Source organism: Neorhizobium sp. USDA 3394, from assembly GCF_056280385.1.
Window position 1 is genome coordinate 1,386,651 of sequence record NZ_JBWCDU010000001.1, and the last position, 16,705, is coordinate 1,403,355.

At 63.4% G+C, this 16,705-nt stretch carries 13 protein-coding genes; all 13 read left to right on the top strand.

Annotated elements, in window-relative coordinates; translation table 11 throughout:
- Window positions 1–11: 11 nt before the first annotated feature.
- The 13 genes from ACZ9EJ_RS06520 to ftsZ all read left to right on the top strand — a co-directional run bounded on the left by ACZ9EJ_RS06520 (window position 12) and on the right by ftsZ (window position 16,511).
- On the top strand, window positions 12–1,472 hold the full coding sequence (locus tag ACZ9EJ_RS06520; protein ID WP_046639199.1) for a UDP-N-acetylmuramoyl-L-alanyl-D-glutamate--2,6-diaminopimelate ligase: 1,461 nt from the start codon (window positions 12–14) through the stop codon (window positions 1,470–1,472).
- On the top strand, window positions 1,469–2,899 hold the full coding sequence (locus tag ACZ9EJ_RS06525) for a UDP-N-acetylmuramoylalanyl-D-glutamyl-2,6-diaminopimelate--D-alanyl-D-alanine ligase (RefSeq protein WP_046639200.1): 1,431 nt from the start codon (window positions 1,469–1,471) through the stop codon (window positions 2,897–2,899). Before ACZ9EJ_RS06520 ends, ACZ9EJ_RS06525 begins: the two co-directional genes overlap by 4 nt.
- 30 nt (window positions 2,900–2,929) lie before the next feature.
- A complete protein-coding gene (gene mraY, locus ACZ9EJ_RS06530; protein ID WP_046639201.1) occupies window positions 2,930–4,033 on the top strand; it encodes a phospho-N-acetylmuramoyl-pentapeptide-transferase in 1,104 nt (367 codons plus the stop codon).
- A gap of 7 nt (window positions 4,034–4,040) precedes the next feature.
- Complete coding sequence (murD, locus tag ACZ9EJ_RS06535; RefSeq protein WP_046639202.1) at window positions 4,041–5,438, top strand: UDP-N-acetylmuramoyl-L-alanine--D-glutamate ligase; 1,398 nt, start codon at window positions 4,041–4,043, stop codon at window positions 5,436–5,438.
- Between the two features lie 25 nt (window positions 5,439–5,463).
- The gene (gene ftsW, locus ACZ9EJ_RS06540; RefSeq protein WP_046625990.1) at window positions 5,464–6,618 is read left to right on the top strand and encodes a putative lipid II flippase FtsW; all 1,155 of its coding nucleotides are present in this window, start codon (window positions 5,464–5,466) and stop codon (window positions 6,616–6,618) included.
- A 7-nt stretch (window positions 6,619–6,625) separates the two neighbouring features.
- Entirely contained in the window at window positions 6,626–7,750 is a 1,125-nt protein-coding gene (gene murG, locus ACZ9EJ_RS06545) for an undecaprenyldiphospho-muramoylpentapeptide beta-N-acetylglucosaminyltransferase (protein ID WP_046639203.1), read from the top strand.
- Window positions 7,747–9,156, top strand: coding sequence for a UDP-N-acetylmuramate--L-alanine ligase (gene murC, locus ACZ9EJ_RS06550; RefSeq protein ID WP_046625994.1), 1,410 nt, complete (start codon window positions 7,747–7,749; stop codon window positions 9,154–9,156). The genes murG and murC overlap by 4 nt, the downstream gene beginning before the upstream one ends.
- A gap of 3 nt (window positions 9,157–9,159) precedes the next feature.
- On the top strand, window positions 9,160–10,134 hold the full coding sequence (gene murB / locus ACZ9EJ_RS06555) for a UDP-N-acetylmuramate dehydrogenase (RefSeq protein ID WP_046625995.1): 975 nt from the start codon (window positions 9,160–9,162) through the stop codon (window positions 10,132–10,134).
- A 271-nt stretch (window positions 10,135–10,405) separates the two neighbouring features.
- Window positions 10,406–11,107 carry an aquaporin Z gene (gene aqpZ, locus ACZ9EJ_RS06560; RefSeq protein WP_046639204.1) on the top strand — a complete coding sequence of 234 codons (702 nt, stop codon included), beginning with the start codon at window positions 10,406–10,408 and terminating at the stop codon, window positions 11,105–11,107.
- Between the two features lie 348 nt (window positions 11,108–11,455).
- Window positions 11,456–12,382: a D-alanine--D-alanine ligase gene (locus ACZ9EJ_RS06565; RefSeq protein WP_046639205.1), complete on the top strand. Its 927-nt coding sequence runs from the start codon at window positions 11,456–11,458 to the stop codon at window positions 12,380–12,382.
- On the top strand, window positions 12,370–13,302 hold the full coding sequence (locus ACZ9EJ_RS06570; RefSeq protein WP_046625998.1) for a cell division protein FtsQ/DivIB: 933 nt from the start codon (window positions 12,370–12,372) through the stop codon (window positions 13,300–13,302). The genes ACZ9EJ_RS06565 and ACZ9EJ_RS06570 overlap by 13 nt, the downstream gene beginning before the upstream one ends.
- Entirely contained in the window at window positions 13,299–14,630 is a 1,332-nt protein-coding gene (ftsA, locus tag ACZ9EJ_RS06575; protein WP_046626000.1) for a cell division protein FtsA, read from the top strand. Before ACZ9EJ_RS06570 ends, ftsA begins: the two co-directional genes overlap by 4 nt.
- 87 nt (window positions 14,631–14,717) lie before the next feature.
- On the top strand, window positions 14,718–16,511 hold the full coding sequence (ftsZ, locus tag ACZ9EJ_RS06580) for a cell division protein FtsZ (protein WP_046639206.1): 1,794 nt from the start codon (window positions 14,718–14,720) through the stop codon (window positions 16,509–16,511).
- Window positions 16,512–16,705: the final 194 nt, after the last annotated feature.

Sequence of the window (16,705 nt, forward strand, 5' to 3'; positions counted from 1 at the left end):
AACATCAGCCAATGAAATTGCGAGAACTCGCAGGACGGGATTTCCCTGAAATAGCCGACCTGATGGCCGGGCCGGCAGGCGATCTCGAGGTGACGGGCATTACTTCCGATAGCCGGAAGGTAAAACCCGGCATGCTGTTTGCGGCACTCGCAGGCACCAAGGCGGACGGTTCGAGCTATATCGGCGATGCCGCCGCCCGCGGCGCGGTCTCGGCAATTGCAGGGCATTCGGCGGAAGCGGGCATTCCGGTTCTTGCCGTTTCCAATCCGCGCCGGCTGCTGGCGCTGGCGGCCGCCCGTTTCTATCATGCACAGCCGGAAACCATGGTTGCCGTGACCGGTACTGCCGGCAAGACCTCCGTTGCCTCGTTCACCCGCCAGATCTGGGCGCATGCCGGCCATGCCGCGGCGCAGATCGGCACGACCGGGGTCGTTTCGCCGACCCGCAACGACTACGGCTCGCTGACCACGCCGGATCCGGTCGAGCTGCAGAAGTTGCTGGCCGAACTGTCCGCGGAAGGCGTCACCCATGCCGCCATGGAAGCCTCCAGCCACGGCCTCGACCAGAGCCGGCTCGATGGCGTTCGTCTCGCGGCCGCCGGTTTCACCAATCTCGGCCGCGACCACATGGACTATCATCCGACCGTCGAGAGCTACATGGCCGCCAAGATGCGGCTCTTCGATACGCTGACGCCGAAGGGCGCGCCGGTTGTCATCTTCGCCGACGACGCCTGGTCGGAGGAAGCGATACGGGTGGCGACGGTTGCCGACCTCGAAGTCCGCACTGTCGGTCGTCGGGGTGACTATCTCTGCCTCAAGCGCGTCGAGCATTTCCGCCACAAGCAGACGGCGGAAATTCATGTCGGCGAGCAGATTTTCGAAGTCGATATTCCGCTCGCGGGGGATTTCCAGGTGTCGAACGCGCTGGTCGCGGCAGGGCTCGCGATGTCCACTGGCGTTCCGGCTGCCGTTGCCATGGCCGCGCTCGAAAAGCTGGTCGGCGCCTCGGGTCGCCTCGAACTGGTCGGCCAGACGAAAGACGGCGCGCTCGCCTATGTGGATTACGCCCACAAGCCGGACGCGCTGGAAAACGTGCTGGCCTCCGTCCGCCCGTTCACGACCGGCCGTGTCATCGTGGTGTTCGGTTGCGGCGGCGACCGCGACAAGGGCAAGCGGCCGATCATGGGCGACGTGGCGACGCGGCTTGCCGATGTCGTCATCGTCACCGACGACAATCCGCGTTCCGAGGTTCCCGAGGTGATCCGTTCCGAGATCATGGCGGCAGCTCCGGGCGCGATCGAGATCGGCGACCGGGCGAAGGCAATCCGCGAGGCGGTCGGGATGTTGCGGTCGGGCGATACGCTGATCGTCGCGGGCAAGGGCCATGAGGAGGGCCAGACGATCGGCACGACGGTCCTGCCGTTCTCCGATCACGTAGAGGTCCGCAAGGCGCTGGAGGAGCTGAAATCGTGAACTGGCTATGGACCTCGGAGGATTTGACATCTGCCATGGGCGGCCGGCCGATCGGTGCGCTTCCGGCGGGTATCACCGGAATCTCGATCGACAGCCGCTCCATCGGCCAGGACGAGGCCTTCTTCGCCATCAGAGGCGACCGCGTCGACGGCCATGACTATGCGAGCCTCGCCGTCGCCAACGGGGCGACGCTGATCGTCGTCAACGAGGCGAAACTGCCGGCGCTCGGCAAGCTGAGCGTGCCGATGATCGTCGTCGAAGACGTGCTTGCGGCGCTTGGAAAGCTGGCGCTTGCCGCGCGGGCGCGCAGCCGGGCGCGGATCGTTGCGGTGACCGGTTCGGTCGGCAAGACCACCACCAAGGAGATGCTGCGCCATGCGCTTGCGCCTTCCGGAAAGGTGCATGCCGCCGTCGCGTCCTTCAACAATCACTGGGGCGTGCCGCTGACGCTTGCCCGCATGCCGGCGGATACCGATTTCGGCGTCTTCGAGATCGGCATGAATCACCCGGACGAGATCCGCCCGCTGGTGAAGATGGTGCGTCCGCATGTGGCGATGATCACCACGATTGCCGCCGCCCATCTCGGCCATTTCAAGAACCTCGAGGAGATTGCGAGCGCCAAGGCCGAGATCTTCGAAGGCCTCGAGCCTGGGGGTTCGGTGATCCTCAACCGCGACATCAAGCAGTTCGGCTTTTTGCAGAAAAAGGCGCAGGAGGCCGGCGTCTCGCACATCCACACCTTCGGCCAGCATGCCAAGGCGGATTTTCGGCTGGCGGATTTCGAGGGCAATGGGGAAAACTCGGTCGTCTGGGCGGTGCTGAACGGCGAGACGTCGGAAGTCCATATCGGCGCGCCGGGCCGGCATATTGCCGAAAACGCCATGGCAGTCCTCGGCGCCTGCCTTCTGGTCGGCGCGGACATGGCCGGCGCCATGGAAGCGCTTGCGGCGCTGAAGCCGGTCAAGGGCAGGGGCGAGCGTCACCGTCTCGGCATCGGCGAGGGTCATCTGACCCTGATCGACGAGAGCTACAACGCCAACCCGGCCTCGATGCGGGCGGCGATCGCTCTTCTCGCATCCGCGACGCCGGAACTGACCGGCCGGCGGATCGCCGTACTCGGCGACATGCTGGAAATGGGCGAATTCTCCGCCAAGGTGCACGAGGAACTGGCGGGTCCGCTGCTTGCCGCAGGTATCGAGCACGTCTGGCTGGCAGGGGCGGAAATGACTGCCTTGCGCGACGCGCTGCCCGACAGCGTCGACGTGCAATATTATGAAAAGACTGCGGATTTGGCCGATTTCGTGGTGCGCTCGGTGATGCCGGGCGACGTGGTGATGGTGAAATCCTCGCTTGGCATCGGTTTCGGCAAGATCGTGGCCGCGCTTATTGACAACTACCCGGCATTCTCCGACACGGAACGCCACTAATTAAGACGCGGCTTCTAGAAAGGGCGCTGAATGCTGATCTGGCTTGTGGAACTGGCGGATAAAGTCCAATTTTTCAACCTGTTCCGGTACATCACCTTCAGGACGGGCGCTGCGCTCTTTACGTCTGCGCTGATCGTCTTCCTGTTCGGGCCGATGATCATCGCATCGCTTCGCCTGCGCCAGGGCAAGGGACAGCCGATCCGCGCCGATGGGCCGCAGACCCATTTCAAGAAGGCCGGCACGCCGACCATGGGCGGCCTGATGATTCTTGCCGGCATCGTCGGCGGTTCGCTGCTCTGGGCCGACCTTTCGAACGTCTACGTGGTGGCGACCCTGCTCGTCACGCTGGGTTTCGGCGCGATCGGCTTTTATGACGACTATCTGAAAGTCACCAAGCAGACCGACAAGGGTTTTTCCGGCAAGGCCCGGCTCGGCATCGAGTTCGTGATCGCCGGCATTGCGGTCTTCTTCATGATGCGGATGGCGCTCGCCACCGGCCAGTCGAGCAATCCGACGCTCGGCACCTCTGTCGCCTTCCCGTTCTTCAAAGATCTGTTCATCAATCTCGGCATCTTCTTCGTGCTGTTCGGTGGTTTCGTCATCGTGGCGGCCGGCAATGCGGTGAACCTGACGGACGGGCTCGACGGGCTCGCAATCGTGCCCGTGATGATCGCCGCGGCCTCCTTCGGCGTCATTGCCTATCTCGCCGGCAATGCGGTATTTGCGGGATACCTGCAGATCAATTTTGTGCCCGGCACCGGCGAGCTCGCTGTCATTCTCGGAGCGGTGATCGGGGCAGGCCTCGGCTTCCTCTGGTTCAACGCGCCGCCGGCCGCCATCTTCATGGGCGATACGGGATCGCTGGCGCTCGGCGGCCTGATCGGTTCGGTCGCGGTTGCGACAAAGCATGAGATCGTCATGGCGATCGTCGGCGGCCTGTTCGTCATGGAAACGCTGTCTGTCATCATCCAGGTCGGTTTCTTCAAGATGACCGGCCGGCGCGTCTTCCTGATGGCGCCGATTCATCACCATTTCGAAAAGCTCGGCTGGACGGAAAGCCAGGTGGTGATCCGCTTCTGGATCATCGCCGTCGGCCTTGCCATGCTCGGCCTTTCGACGCTCAAGCTGCGGTGACACGGCGATGATCGCGGTCACCACGTTCAAGGACAAACCGGTCGCACTCTTCGGCCTCGGCGGCTCGGGGCTGGCAACCGCCAAGGCGCTCGTCGCGGGCGGCGCGAAGGTGGTCGCCTGGGACGACAATCCCGACAGCGTCGCCAAAGCCACAGCCGAGGGCATCGCGACCGCTGACCTGCGGGGCATCGACTGGTCTGTCCAGGCCGCCTTCGTGCTGTCGCCGGGCGTGCCGCTCACCCATCCGAAGCCGCATTGGAGCGTCGATCTCGCCCGGTCCGCCGGCGTCGAGATCATCGGCGATGTCGAACTTTTCGTGCGCGAGCGCCGGGCGCATGCGCCGGATTGCCCGTTCATCGCGATTACGGGCACCAACGGCAAGTCGACGACCACGGCGCTGATCGCCCATATCCTGAAGTCGAGCGGCCGCGATACCCAGCTTGGCGGCAATATCGGCACTGCGATCCTGACGCTCGATCCGCCGAAGGCCGAGCGTTATTTCGTCGTCGAATGCTCGTCCTACCAGATCGATCTGGCGCCGACGCTCAATCCGACCGCCGGCATACTGCTCAACCTCACGCCTGACCATCTCGACCGGCACGGCACCATGCAGCACTATGCCGACGTCAAGGAACGGCTCGTTGCCGGCAGCGGCACGGCGGTGATCGGCGTCGACGATTCGTTCTGCGCGCTGATTGCCGACCGCGTCGAACGGGCCGGCGTCGCGGTCAAGCGGATCTCCAAGCGGGTCGTCGTTGCCGACGGACTTTATGCCGAGGGAAGCCGGATCATCGAGGCGCATGGCGGCGCGACGTCGCTGCTCGTCGACCTCGACGGCATCCAGACGCTCAAGGGCAGCCACAACGCCCAGAACGCTGCGGCGGCCATCGCCGCCTGCCTGGCGGTCGGCGTATCGCGGGACGAGATCCGGGCGGGACTGAAGTCCTTCCCCGGCCTCAAGCATCGGATGCAGCCGGTCGGCCGCCGGGGCCAGGTCGTGTTCGTCAACGATTCGAAGGCGACCAACGCGGATGCGGCGGCACCGGCACTCTCCAGCTACGACCGGATCTACTGGATTGCCGGCGGCCTGCCGAAGGAGGGTGGCATAGTCAGCCTCGCTCCACTCTTCCCGCGTATCGTCAAAGCCTATCTGATCGGAGAAGCCGCACCGGCATTCGCGGCGACGCTTGGCGAGGCGGTGCCCTACGAGATTTCGGGCACGCTCGAAAAAGCGGTCGCGCATGCCGCAGCGGATGCAGGAGCCGACACGACACCGTCCGCGGTGATGCTGTCGCCGGCCTGCGCCAGCTTCGATCAGTTCAAGAATTTCGAGGTTCGCGGCGACGCCTTTGTCGGTCATGTCGCGGGTCTCGACGGCGTCACGATGTTGGTCGATTTAGATTGATCGAGACGGAAAAGGGGAACGACAGATGGTAAGCCGCGCAGACCGTGGGCCGCTCGCAGACTGGTTCTGGACGATCGACCGCTTCTTCCTCGTCGCCTTCGTGTTGCTGATGGGCGTCGGTTTCATGCTCTCCTTCGCGGCATCGCCCGCGGTCGCCGAGCGGATCGGCCTCGGCAGCTTTCACTTCGTCGAGCGTCACGCGCTGTTCCTGCTGCCGTCGCTGATGGTGATGGTCGGCCTGTCCTTCCTGACGCCGCGGCAGGTGCGGCGGACCGCGATCGTCCTCCTGATCATCTCGCTGGCGCTGATGGTGCTGGCGCTGTTCTTTGGCGTCGAGGTCAAGGGATCGCGGCGCTGGATCGGTGTCGGCATGTTCTCGATCCAGCCGTCGGAATTCATGAAGCCTGCCTTCGTGGTCGTCTGCGCCTGGCTGTTTGCCGAGCACGCGCGGCAGCCGGAAATCCCCGGCAATCTCTTCGCCATCATCCTGTTCGGCATCGTCGCGGCGCTGCTGGTCGCCCAGCCGGACCTTGGTCAGACCATTTTGACCAGCGTCGTCTGGGGCGGCATGTTCTTCATGGCCGGCATGCCCTGGCTGTGGATCGTCCTGCTCGGCGGCGTCGGCGCTGGCGGCATACTCACTGCCTACTACATGCTGCCGCACGTGACTGCCCGTTTCGACAAGTTCCTGACCGGCGAGGGCGACCGTTTCCAGATCGAGACCGCGCATGAAGCGATCCTGCAGGGCGGCTGGTTCGGACAGGGGCCGGGCGAGGGCATCGTCAAGCGCATCCTGCCGGACAGCCACACGGACTTCGTGTTCTCCGTTGCAGCCGAGGAATTCGGCATTATCTTCTGTATGGCACTTGTGGCGATCTTCGCCTTCATCGTGCTGCGCGGCCTGAACCACGCCTTCAAGGAGCGCAACGACTTCAACCGGTTCGCGGTCGCTGGCCTCGTGCTGCAGATCGGCATGCAGTCGCTCATCAATATCGGCGTCAACCTCGAACTCATGCCGGCCAAGGGCATGACGCTCCCCTTGATCTCCTATGGCGGCTCCTCGATGATCGCGATCTGCATCACTGCAGGCTTCATCCTGGCGCTGACACGCCATCGTCCGGAGAAGCGAGCGCAAGAGCGGAGCCTGTTCCGGGTCGCCCAGGGCGTACCCGCGGAGTAGAAGTCCAATGACCAAGGGCATCATATTGCTTGCCGCCGGGGGAACCGGCGGTCATGTGTTTCCGGCGGAAGCGCTGGGACACGAACTGAAGAAGCGCGGTTATTCCGTGCATCTCGTCACTGACAGCCGGGCCGAGCGTTATGCCGGCACGTTTCCTGCCGACGAAATCCATGTCGTTCCGTCCGCCACGTTCGGATCCAAGAACCCGATCGCGCTCGCCCGCACCGGCTGGAAGCTGTGGACGGGCCTGCGGGCCGCCCGCCGCCTGATCGGCCGCCTGAAGCCACTCGCCGTCGTCGGGTTCGGCGGTTATCCGACCGTGCCGCCGCTGATGGCCTCGACGGCCATGGGCGTGCCGACGATGATCCACGAACAGAACGCCGTGATGGGCCGCGCCAACAAGGCGCTGGCCGCCAAGGTCCAGGCGATCGCCGGCGGCTTCCTGCCGGAAGGTAGCGGTCCTTATGCGGACAAGACCGTCACCACGGGCAATCCGGTGCGTCCGGCCGTGCTTGCGGCCTCCAATATTCCCTATGTCGCGTCACGTGGCGATGACCCGTTCCGTCTCGTCGTCTTCGGCGGCAGCCAGGGCGCGCAGTTCTTCTCGTCGGCCGTACCGACGGCGCTCAGCCTGCTCGACCAGGCCGAGCGCGATCGTGTCGTCGTTACCCAGCAGGCGCGTCCGGAAGACAAGGATCGCGTCAGCTCCTGCTTTGCAAAGCTCAAGGCGCCCGCCGATATCTCGTCGTTCTTCTCGGACATGGCCGAACGGCTGGCGACGGCACATCTCGTCATCTGCCGATCCGGCGCCTCGACGGTGTCGGAAATTGCGGTGATCGGCCGGCCGGCCATTCTCGTGCCTTACCCGCATGCTCTGGATCACGACCAGGCCGCCAATGCCGAGGCGCTGGTGGCGACCGGCGGCGCAAAGGTCGTGCCGCAGTCGGAGCTTTCTCCGGAAAAGCTCGCCTCGATCATTTCGGGTGCGATGAAGGATCCGGACAAGCTCGAAAGAATGGCGGCTGCCGCCAAGTCCGCCGGACGGCCGAACGCAACCGGCCAGCTTGCTGATCTGGTCGAGGCAATCGCGGAGCGGAAATCGATTTCGGAATTTAAGGGAGTGCGTGCATGAAGATGCCGAAGGCCATAGGGCTCGTCCATTTCATCGGCATCGGCGGTATCGGCATGAGCGGTATCGCCGAGGTGCTGCATAATCTCGGCCACAAGGTCCAGGGATCCGATCAGGCCGACGGCGCCAATGTGCAGCGCCTGCGCGACAAGGGCATCCCGGTCTTTGTCGGCCATCAGGCCGAGAATATCGGTGATGCCGAGGTGGTCGTCGTCTCGACGGCGATCAAGAAGAACAATCCGGAGCTGATGGCGGCGCGCGAAAAATCGCTGCCGATCGTCCGCCGTGCCGAAATGCTCGCCGAGTTGATGCGCTTCCGCAATGCGATCGCCATCGGCGGCACGCATGGCAAGACCACGACCACTTCGATGGTCGCGACACTGCTCGAAGCCGGCAATCTGGATCCGACCGTCATCAACGGCGGCATCATCAACGCCTACGGCACCAATGCCCGTATGGGCGCCGGCGAATGGATGGTGGTCGAGGCCGACGAATCGGACGGCACCTTCCTGAAGCTCCCCGCCGATGTTGCCGTCGTCACCAATATCGATCCCGAGCATCTCGACCATTACGGCAATTTCGACGCGGTGCGCGCCGCCTTCCGGCAATTCGTCGAGAACGTGCCGTTCTACGGTTTCGGCGTGCTCTGCCTTGATCATCCGGAAGTGCAGGCGCTGGTCGGCCGCATCGAGGACCGCAAGATCGTCACCTATGGCGAGAACCCGCAGGCCGACGCGCGGTTCTCGAATGTCCGCATGGAAGGCACCAGGTCGATCTTCGACGTGGAAATCCGCCGCCGCCGTACAGGCCGGGTGTTCCAGTTCAAGGATCTTGCGCTGCCTATGCCCGGGCGCCATAACATTTCCAATGCCACGGCCGCGATCGCGGTCGCCAACCGGCTCGGCATTTCGGAAGAGGATATCCGCAAGGGGCTCGCCAATTTCAGCGGCGTCAAGCGGCGCTTCACTTTGACCGGCACCTGGAACGGCGTCTCGATCTTCGACGACTACGGCCACCATCCGGTGGAGATCAAGGCCGTGCTGCGGGCAGCGCGCGAATCGTGCCAGGGCCGCATCATCGCCGTCCACCAGCCGCATCGCTACACGCGCCTGTCGAGCCTGTTCGAGGATTTCGCCAATTGCTTCAACGATGCCGACAGCATCATCCTCGCGCCAGTCTACGCCGCCGGTGAGGAACCGATTGACGGTGCCAATTCGGAGGCGCTGATTTCGCGCATCCGTTCGGGCGGCCATCGCGACGCAAGATACATGGCATCGCCGACGGAACTCGCTTCGATTGTATCGGGCATTGCGAAACCGGGTGATTTCGTGGTTCTTCTGGGAGCGGGTAATATCACGCAGTGGGCGGCAGCATTGCCGAAGGAACTGGAAAGCATATCGGGACAGTAGGAAATGAAACAGGTGAACGGGGAAAAGCTTCTGGCGTCGTTGGGGGATGACGTCAACAAACTGCGCGGAAGGCTGACGCCGGATGCGCCGATGGATCGCGTTACCTGGTTCCAGGCCGGCGGGCTCGCCGAACTGATGTTCCAGCCCCACGACGTCGAGGATCTCGTGACCTTCCTGCAGATCCTGCCGGAAGAAGTGCCGCTGACGGTCGTCGGCGTCGGTTCGAACCTGCTCGTCCGCGACGGCGGCATTCCGGGCGTCGTTCTGCGCCTCTCGGCCAAGGGTTTCGGCGGGGTAGACCTCGTCGGCGACAACCGTATCAAGGCCGGCGCGATCTGCCCCGACAAGCACATTGCCGCAATGGCGATGGACAACGGCATCGGCGGTTTCGCCTTCTATTACGGCATTCCGGGCTCGATCGGCGGCGCTCTGCGCATGAATGCCGGCGCCAATGGCGGCGAAACGGCCGGGCGCGTCATCGAAGTTCATGCCGTCGACCGCAAGGGCGTTACGCATGTCTTCTCGACTGCCGAGATGGGCTACAGCTATCGCCATTCCTCGGTCCCGGCGGAGATGATCTTTACCCACGCGGTCTTCGAAGGATATCCCGAGGAGCGGGCAAAGATCCGCGCCGAGATGGATGCCGTGCGTCAGCATCGCGAGACGGTGCAGCCGATCAAGGAAAAGACCGGCGGCTCGACCTTCAAGAATCCGGAAGGCCATTCCGCTTGGAAGCTGATCGACGAGGCAGGCTGCCGCGGACTGGTCAGCGGCGGAGCACAGATGTCGTCGCTCCATTGCAACTTCATGATCAATATCGGTCATGCCAGCGGCTACGACCTCGAATATCTCGGCGAAACCATTCGCCAGCGGGTCTTCGAACATTCCGACATCAAGCTGGAATGGGAAATCAAGCGCCTCGGCATCTTCATGCCCGGCCGCGAGGTAAGACCCTTCCAGGGCATGACGAGCGAATGATGGGAACCGGCCGATAGGCTGAGCCACGGGCGTTCTGCCGAGGCAAAGAACGGTTCCCTGCGAAAGTTCGGGAAAACAGGAACTTATGGCGGCTCTTTCACATCCTGGTTTCATCAACCGGGCCGAAGCGGCCGCCTTATTGTGAACGCTTTCTTCAGAACTTGCTTATTCATTGAGCATTCATGACCGTATATTGCATAATGACCCTGTCTTGAATGAGATTCGTGCCAAGAACCGGCAGGGTGCCGGGGCACGAGCAGGGGGATATCCAATGTTTAAAAAATTAGCGGCCGAGTTCTTCGGCACTTTCTGGCTCGTCTTCGGGGGATGCGGCAGCGCGGTTCTGGCTGCAGCATTTCCGGATCTCGGTATCGGCTTCGTCGGCGTTGCGCTCGCGTTCGGTCTGACGGTGCTGACCATGGCTTATGCGGTCGGCGGTATTTCGGGCGGGCACTTCAATCCGGCGGTCTCGGTGGGGCTGACGGTGGCGGGTAGGTTCCCTGTTTCAAGCCTTCTGGCCTATGTCGTCGCCCAGGTGGTGGGGGCCATTGTCGCGGCACTGGTTCTTTATCTCATCGCTTCCGGCAAGGCTGGTTTCCAGCTCGGCGGCTTTGCGTCCAACGGCTATGGCGAGCATTCGCCCGGCGGTTATTCGTTGACCTCCGCGCTGTTGATAGAACTGGTTCTCACCGGTTTCTTCATCTTCATCATCCTGGGCGCGACTGGGCCGAAGGCGCCGGCCGGGTTTGCTCCGATCGCGATCGGCCTTGCGCTGACGCTGATCCATCTGATCTCGATCCCGGTCACCAACACATCCGTCAACCCGGCACGTTCGACCGGCGTCGCGCTGATCGTCGGCGACTGGGCTCTCGCACAGCTTTGGCTTTTCTGGGCGGCACCGATCGTCGGCGCCATCCTCGGCGCGCTGGCATGGAAGCTGGTGGACGATTCGGGAGAGCGGGCCGCGGCCTGATTTCAGGAAGAACGGTCCATTCCATCGAGGTAAAGGAGCCCGCGAAGCCGCACGCTTCGCGGGCTTTTCCGTGCCTCGAACGTCGGGAATCGTCCGCCGATTCGAGAGGCCCGACCTACCCTTTATTGCTGTTCCGAATGTTGCCGCAAACTGGGCGTCAACATCCAGCGATTCGATTTTTCCTTTGTTTTCATGCTTTTGGCTGCCCAGGTTAATCAAGGTAAACGGTTTGTTAACTATATTCCGGCACTAATGCAGGCATACCTAACGTCCGGCGAGAATCGTCAGAGAACAGGTTGGCGCAAGCGCCGTACTAGAGAGTGAAGTCCTTTTTGGCGGGAGTGATTGATGAGCGACAAGCACGTGGCTGTTTTGATGGGAGGGTTTTCCTCCGAGCGGCCTGTCAGCCTGTCCTCGGGCAATGCCTGCGCGGAGGCTCTCGAAGGTGAAGGCTATCGCGTTACCCGAGTCGATGTCGGCCGGGATGTGGCGGCCGTTCTCTCGGAGCTTCGGCCGGACGTTGCCTTCAATGCCTTGCACGGACCTTTCGGCGAGGACGGGACGATCCAGGGCATCCTCGAATATCTCGAAATTCCCTATACCCATTCCGGCGTGCTGGCCTCGGCGCTCGCCATGGACAAGCATCAGGCCAAGCACGTGGCCAAGGCGTCCGGCATTCCGGTCGCTGAGGCCAAGGCCATGAGCCGCTTCGATATCGGCAACACTCATCCGCTGAAGCCGCCCTATGTGGTGAAGCCGGTGCGCGAGGGGTCGTCCTTCGGCGTCGTGATCGTCCAGGAAAATCAGTCGCATCCGCCGCAGATCATCGGCTCCTCCGAATGGCGTTACGGAGAACGCGTCCTGGTCGAGCGCTATATCTATGGCCGCGAACTCACCTGCGGCGTGATGGGCGATGTGGCGCTTGGTGTCACCGAAGTGGTGCCGCTCAGCCACGCCTTTTACGATTACGATGCGAAATATGCGGAGGGTGGTTCGAAACACGTCATCCCGGCGCAAATTTCACCGAATATTTACCAAAAGATTCAAACACTAGCGCTCAAGGCGCATCAGGCGATGGGCTGCCGTGGCGTCAGTCGCTCCGACTTTCGCTACGACGACCGCTTCTCCGAGAGCGGCGAGGTTATCTGGCTGGAAATCAACACGCAGCCGGGCATGACCCCGACATCACTGGTGCCCGAAATGGCCGGCCATGCCGGTCACTCATTTGGTGAACTCGTCCGTTGGATGGTGGAGGACGCTACGTGTTTGCGTTGATCGGCAGAAAGGCGGGTGGACCGCGAGGCCGTTCCCAGGCTCAATATCTCGGTGCCGAAGAGCGCCGGGTTCTTCCGCGCCCGCTTCGCCGGGTGTTCCGTTTCTGCGCCAGTCTCGCCACCGGCCGCATCCATATTCCGCGCCATACCGGAACCCTGTCCGCTCTCGGCTTCTTCGCCGCGGTCGGTCTTTACGGCATGTCGCTCGGCGGTCACGGCCAAGCGGTCGCGCAGGCGACTACGGCGGCTGTCGGCTTTGCGATCGAGGATGTGCGCGTCTCGGGCAATGACCAGACTTCGGAAATCGACATCCTGCAGCTTCTCGGCCTCGACGGCACGACCTCGCTGGTCGCTCTCGACATCGATTCCGCGCGCCGTAAGCTCTCGGCGCTTCCCTGGGTCCAGTATGCGGAAGTCCGCAAGATCTATCCGAAGACGATCGAGGTGATGCTGAAGGAACGTCAGGCCTTCGGCATCTGGCAGCACGGCGCCGAGCTCTCGCTGATCGAAAAGAACGGCAGCGTGATCGCGCCGTTGCGTGACAACAAATTCGCCTCGCTGCCGCTTTTCGTTGGCCGCGATGCCGAGACGGCCGCATCCTCCTTCGAGGATGCCATGGCCGGCTGGCCGGAACTGAAGAACCGCGTGAAGGCCTATGTCCGCATTGCCGGTCGCCGCTGGGATCTGCATCTCGACAACGGCGTCGTGCTGAAGCTGCCGGAAGCCAATGTCGCCAAGGCGCTCCGCGTGCTCGCACGGCTCGAAAAGGAGCAGGGCTTGCTGGAGCGCGATGTCGCCGCCGTCGATCTGAGGCTTGAGGATCGCACCACCGTCCAGCTTACTCCCGGTGCCTTGGATCGCCGCAGAGAGGCGCTCGATGCGCGGACGAAAGCCCTGAAGAAATTGGGAGAGCAGTCTTGAGCGTATTCGGTTCCTCCCATTTCGGTCTGCCGCGCATGAGACCGCTGTCTTCCAAGCGCAGCCATGTCGTTTCGGTCCTCGACATCGGCTCCACCAAGGTGGTCTGCATGATCGCCCGGCTGACGCCGCGCCAGGAAAGCCAGGTTCTGCCCGGCCGCACCCACAATATCGAGATCATCGGCATCGGCCACCAGCGCTCGCGCGGTGTGAAGTCCGGCGTGATCGGCGATCTCGATGCCGCCGAAAGCGTCGTCCGTCTCGCGGTCGATGCCGCCGAGCGTATGGCGGGGCTTACCGTCGATAGCCTGATCGTCAACGTCTCCGCCGGTCGCATCACCAGCGACGTCTATACGGCGACGATCGATCTTGGTGGCCAGGAAGTGGAAGAGGCCGATCTCAAGAAGGTGCTGGTGGCGGCAAGCCAGCAGTCGCTGCGCCAGGATCGTGCCATCCTGCACTCGCTTCCGACAGGCTTCTCGCTCGACGGCGAACGCGGCATCCGCGATCCGCTGGCGATGTTCGGCGATACGCTTGGCGTCGACATGCATGTCGTGGCCGCCGAGCGCGCCACGCTGAAGAACCTCGAACTCTGCGTCAACCGTGCGCATCTCTCGGTCGAAGGCATGGTCGCAACGCCTTATGCCAGCGGCCTGGCGGCCCTCGTCGACGACGAAGTCGAACTCGGCTGTGCCGCGATCGACATGGGCGGCGGCACGACGACGATCTCGGTCTTTGCCGAGGGTAAGCTCGTTCATACGGATGCGATCAGCCTTGGCGGCCATCACGTGACGACCGACCTTGCTCGCGGGCTTTCGACCCGCATCGAGGATGCCGAACGTATGAAGGTCGTGCACGGTTCGGCGCTCGCCAACGGCGGCGACGAGCGGGATGTGATCTCCGTTCCGCCGATCGGCGAGGACGACCGCGATCAGCCCACCCAGGTGCCACGCTCGCTGGTCACCCGCATCGTGCAGGCGCGCATCGAAGAGACGCTCGAGCTCATCCGCGACCGCATCCAGAAGTCGGGTTTTAGCCCGATCGTCGGCAAACGCGTCGTGCTGACGGGTGGTGCCAGCCAGCTTACCGGCCTTTCGGAAACGGCGCGCCGCATCCTGGCGCGCAATGTCCGCATCGGCCGTCCGATGGGCGTTTCCGGCCTGCCAACGGCAGCCAAGGGACCGGCCTTTTCGACGGCGGTCGGACTGATGATCTATCCGCAGGTCGCGGATCTCGAAACACACGCTTCGCAGAGCGGCCTGATGGCCACGCTGGGAAGCGGCAATGGCAGGCTGGCCCGCGTGGGTCAGTGGTTGAAGGAAAGTTTTTGATGCGAAGGGCTTAGGCCCGCGCATCGGAGAAGAGTTGCAATGAATTGGCCGGCGGCGATGCGGCCAGCAAAAGAAGGAACTGGTGCAATGACCATCAAGCTGCAAAAGCCTGATATCACCGAGTTGAAGCCTCGGATTACCGTGTTTGGCGTCGGTGGCGGCGGCGGTAACGCCGTCAACAACATGATCACAGCCGGGCTCGAAGGCGTCGATTTCGTCGTCGCCAATACCGATGCCCAGGCGTTGACCATGACCAAGGCCGAGCGGATCATCCAGATGGGTGCCCGGGTCACCGAAGGTCTCGGCGCCGGTTCGCAGCCGGAAGTCGGCCGCGCCGCTGCGGAAGAGTGCCTCGACGAGATCGTCGATCACCTGCACGGCACGCACATGTGTTTTGTCACCGCCGGCATGGGCGGCGGCACCGGCACGGGTGCCGCTCCGGTCGTCGCACAGGCCGCCCGCTCCAAGGGCATCCTGACCGTCGGCGTCGTCACCAAGCCGTTCCATTTCGAAGGCCAGCGCCGCATGCGGCTTGCTGAATCCGGCATCCAGGAACTGCAGAAGTCTGTCGACACGCTGATCGTCATTCCGAACCAGAACCTTTTCCGCATCGCCAATGACAAGACGACCTTCGCCGACGCGTTCGCGATGGCCGACCAGGTTCTTTATTCCGGCGTCGCCTGCATCACCGACCTGATGGTCAAGGAAGGCCTGATCAACCTCGACTTCGCCGACGTCCGCTCGGTGATGCGCGAGATGGGCCGCGCGATGATGGGTACCGGCGAAGCATCCGGCCCGGGCCGCGCCATGCAGGCCGCCGAAGCCGCCATCGCTAACCCGCTGCTCGACGAGACCTCGATGAAGGGCGCCCAGGGCCTCCTCATCTCGATCACCGGTGGCCGCGACCTGACGCTGTTCGAAGTCGACGAAGCTGCGACCCGCATCCGCGAAGAAGTCGATCCGGATGCGAACATCATCCTCGGCGCGACCTTCGACGAAGCGCTCGAAGGCCTGATCCGCGTATCGGTCGTGGCGACCGGCATCGATCGTGCCGCCGGCGCCGTCGACATCCGTGCCGCCGAAATGCGCGCCGCCACGAAGCCGATCATCCGTCCGTCGGCCGCCATTGCTCCGGCTCCGGTTGCCGCTCAGCCGGCTCCGATCATGCAGGCAGCGCCGGCGCCGAAGCCGGTCGTCGATCCGATCGCCGAGACGATCCGCATGGCGGAAGCCGAAATGGAACGCGAACTCGCGATCGCCGAACCGCAGCAGCAGTATGCGGCACCGGCACCCCAGCCGGTCGCTCAGCAGCCGGTGATGCAGCAGCAGGAAGAGTTCCGCCCGCAGAGCCGCATCTTCGCAGCAGCTCCGGCCGAAGCACCGGCTCCGGTCATGAGCCGCCCGGCTCCGGCCCCGCAACCGGCCCCGGTTCATCATCACCTGCAGCAGCCCGCTCCGGCGATGAGCCAGCCGGCTCCGCGCCCAGCGCAGCCGATCTATCGCGAGCCGACGGCGCCTTCCATGTCGCAGGTGGTCGAACCGGTTCGCATGCCGAAGGTCGAGGATTTCCCGCCGGTCGTGAAGGCCGAAATGGATCGCCGCGCCCAGCCCGTGCAGCATGTTCAGGAAGAACGCGGCCCGATGGGTCTCCTGAAGCGGATCACCAACTCGCTCGGTCGCCGCGAAGAGGAAGAGCCTGCTCACATCGAGCCGGCCGCACCGGCTCCGGCCCCGCAGCAGCGTCGTCCGCTGTCGGCCGAGGCAAGCCTCTATGCGCCGCGCCGCGGCAATCTCGACGATCATGGACGTGCGGTTCCGCAGGCCCATCACGAGGAAGACCAGCTCGAAATTCCGGCCTTCCTGCGCCGCCAGTCGAACTGAGTTAAAGACGGTCACGAAACGTGAAGAAGGCCCGGATCACGCATCCGGGCCTTCTCGCATTTTGTCAATCAACATGCAGGGTTAACAACGTAACAATCCGAAATGAACAGTGATTTGGATTGTGCCGGATGGCTGCGTATGAAAGACGCTGAGACACGCCGACAGAGATCGACCGATTCAGGCGATCGGTCCGG

Coding starts and splice junctions, on each gene's coding strand:
- murG (WP_046639203.1), top strand. CDS start 6,626: ATGACCAAGGGCATCATATTGCTTGCCGCCGGGGGAACCGGCGGTCAT.
- ftsW (WP_046625990.1), top strand. CDS start 5,464: ATGGTAAGCCGCGCAGACCGTGGGCCGCTCGCAGACTGGTTCTGGACG.
- aqpZ (WP_046639204.1), top strand. CDS start 10,406: ATGTTTAAAAAATTAGCGGCCGAGTTCTTCGGCACTTTCTGGCTCGTC.
- murD (WP_046639202.1), top strand. CDS start 4,041: ATGATCGCGGTCACCACGTTCAAGGACAAACCGGTCGCACTCTTCGGC.
- ftsZ (WP_046639206.1), top strand. CDS start 14,718: ATGACCATCAAGCTGCAAAAGCCTGATATCACCGAGTTGAAGCCTCGG.
- murC (WP_046625994.1), top strand. CDS start 7,747: ATGAAGATGCCGAAGGCCATAGGGCTCGTCCATTTCATCGGCATCGGC.
- mraY (WP_046639201.1), top strand. CDS start 2,930: ATGCTGATCTGGCTTGTGGAACTGGCGGATAAAGTCCAATTTTTCAAC.
- ACZ9EJ_RS06565 (WP_046639205.1), top strand. CDS start 11,456: ATGAGCGACAAGCACGTGGCTGTTTTGATGGGAGGGTTTTCCTCCGAG.
- ACZ9EJ_RS06520 (WP_046639199.1), top strand. CDS start 12: ATGAAATTGCGAGAACTCGCAGGACGGGATTTCCCTGAAATAGCCGAC.
- murB (WP_046625995.1), top strand. CDS start 9,160: ATGAAACAGGTGAACGGGGAAAAGCTTCTGGCGTCGTTGGGGGATGAC.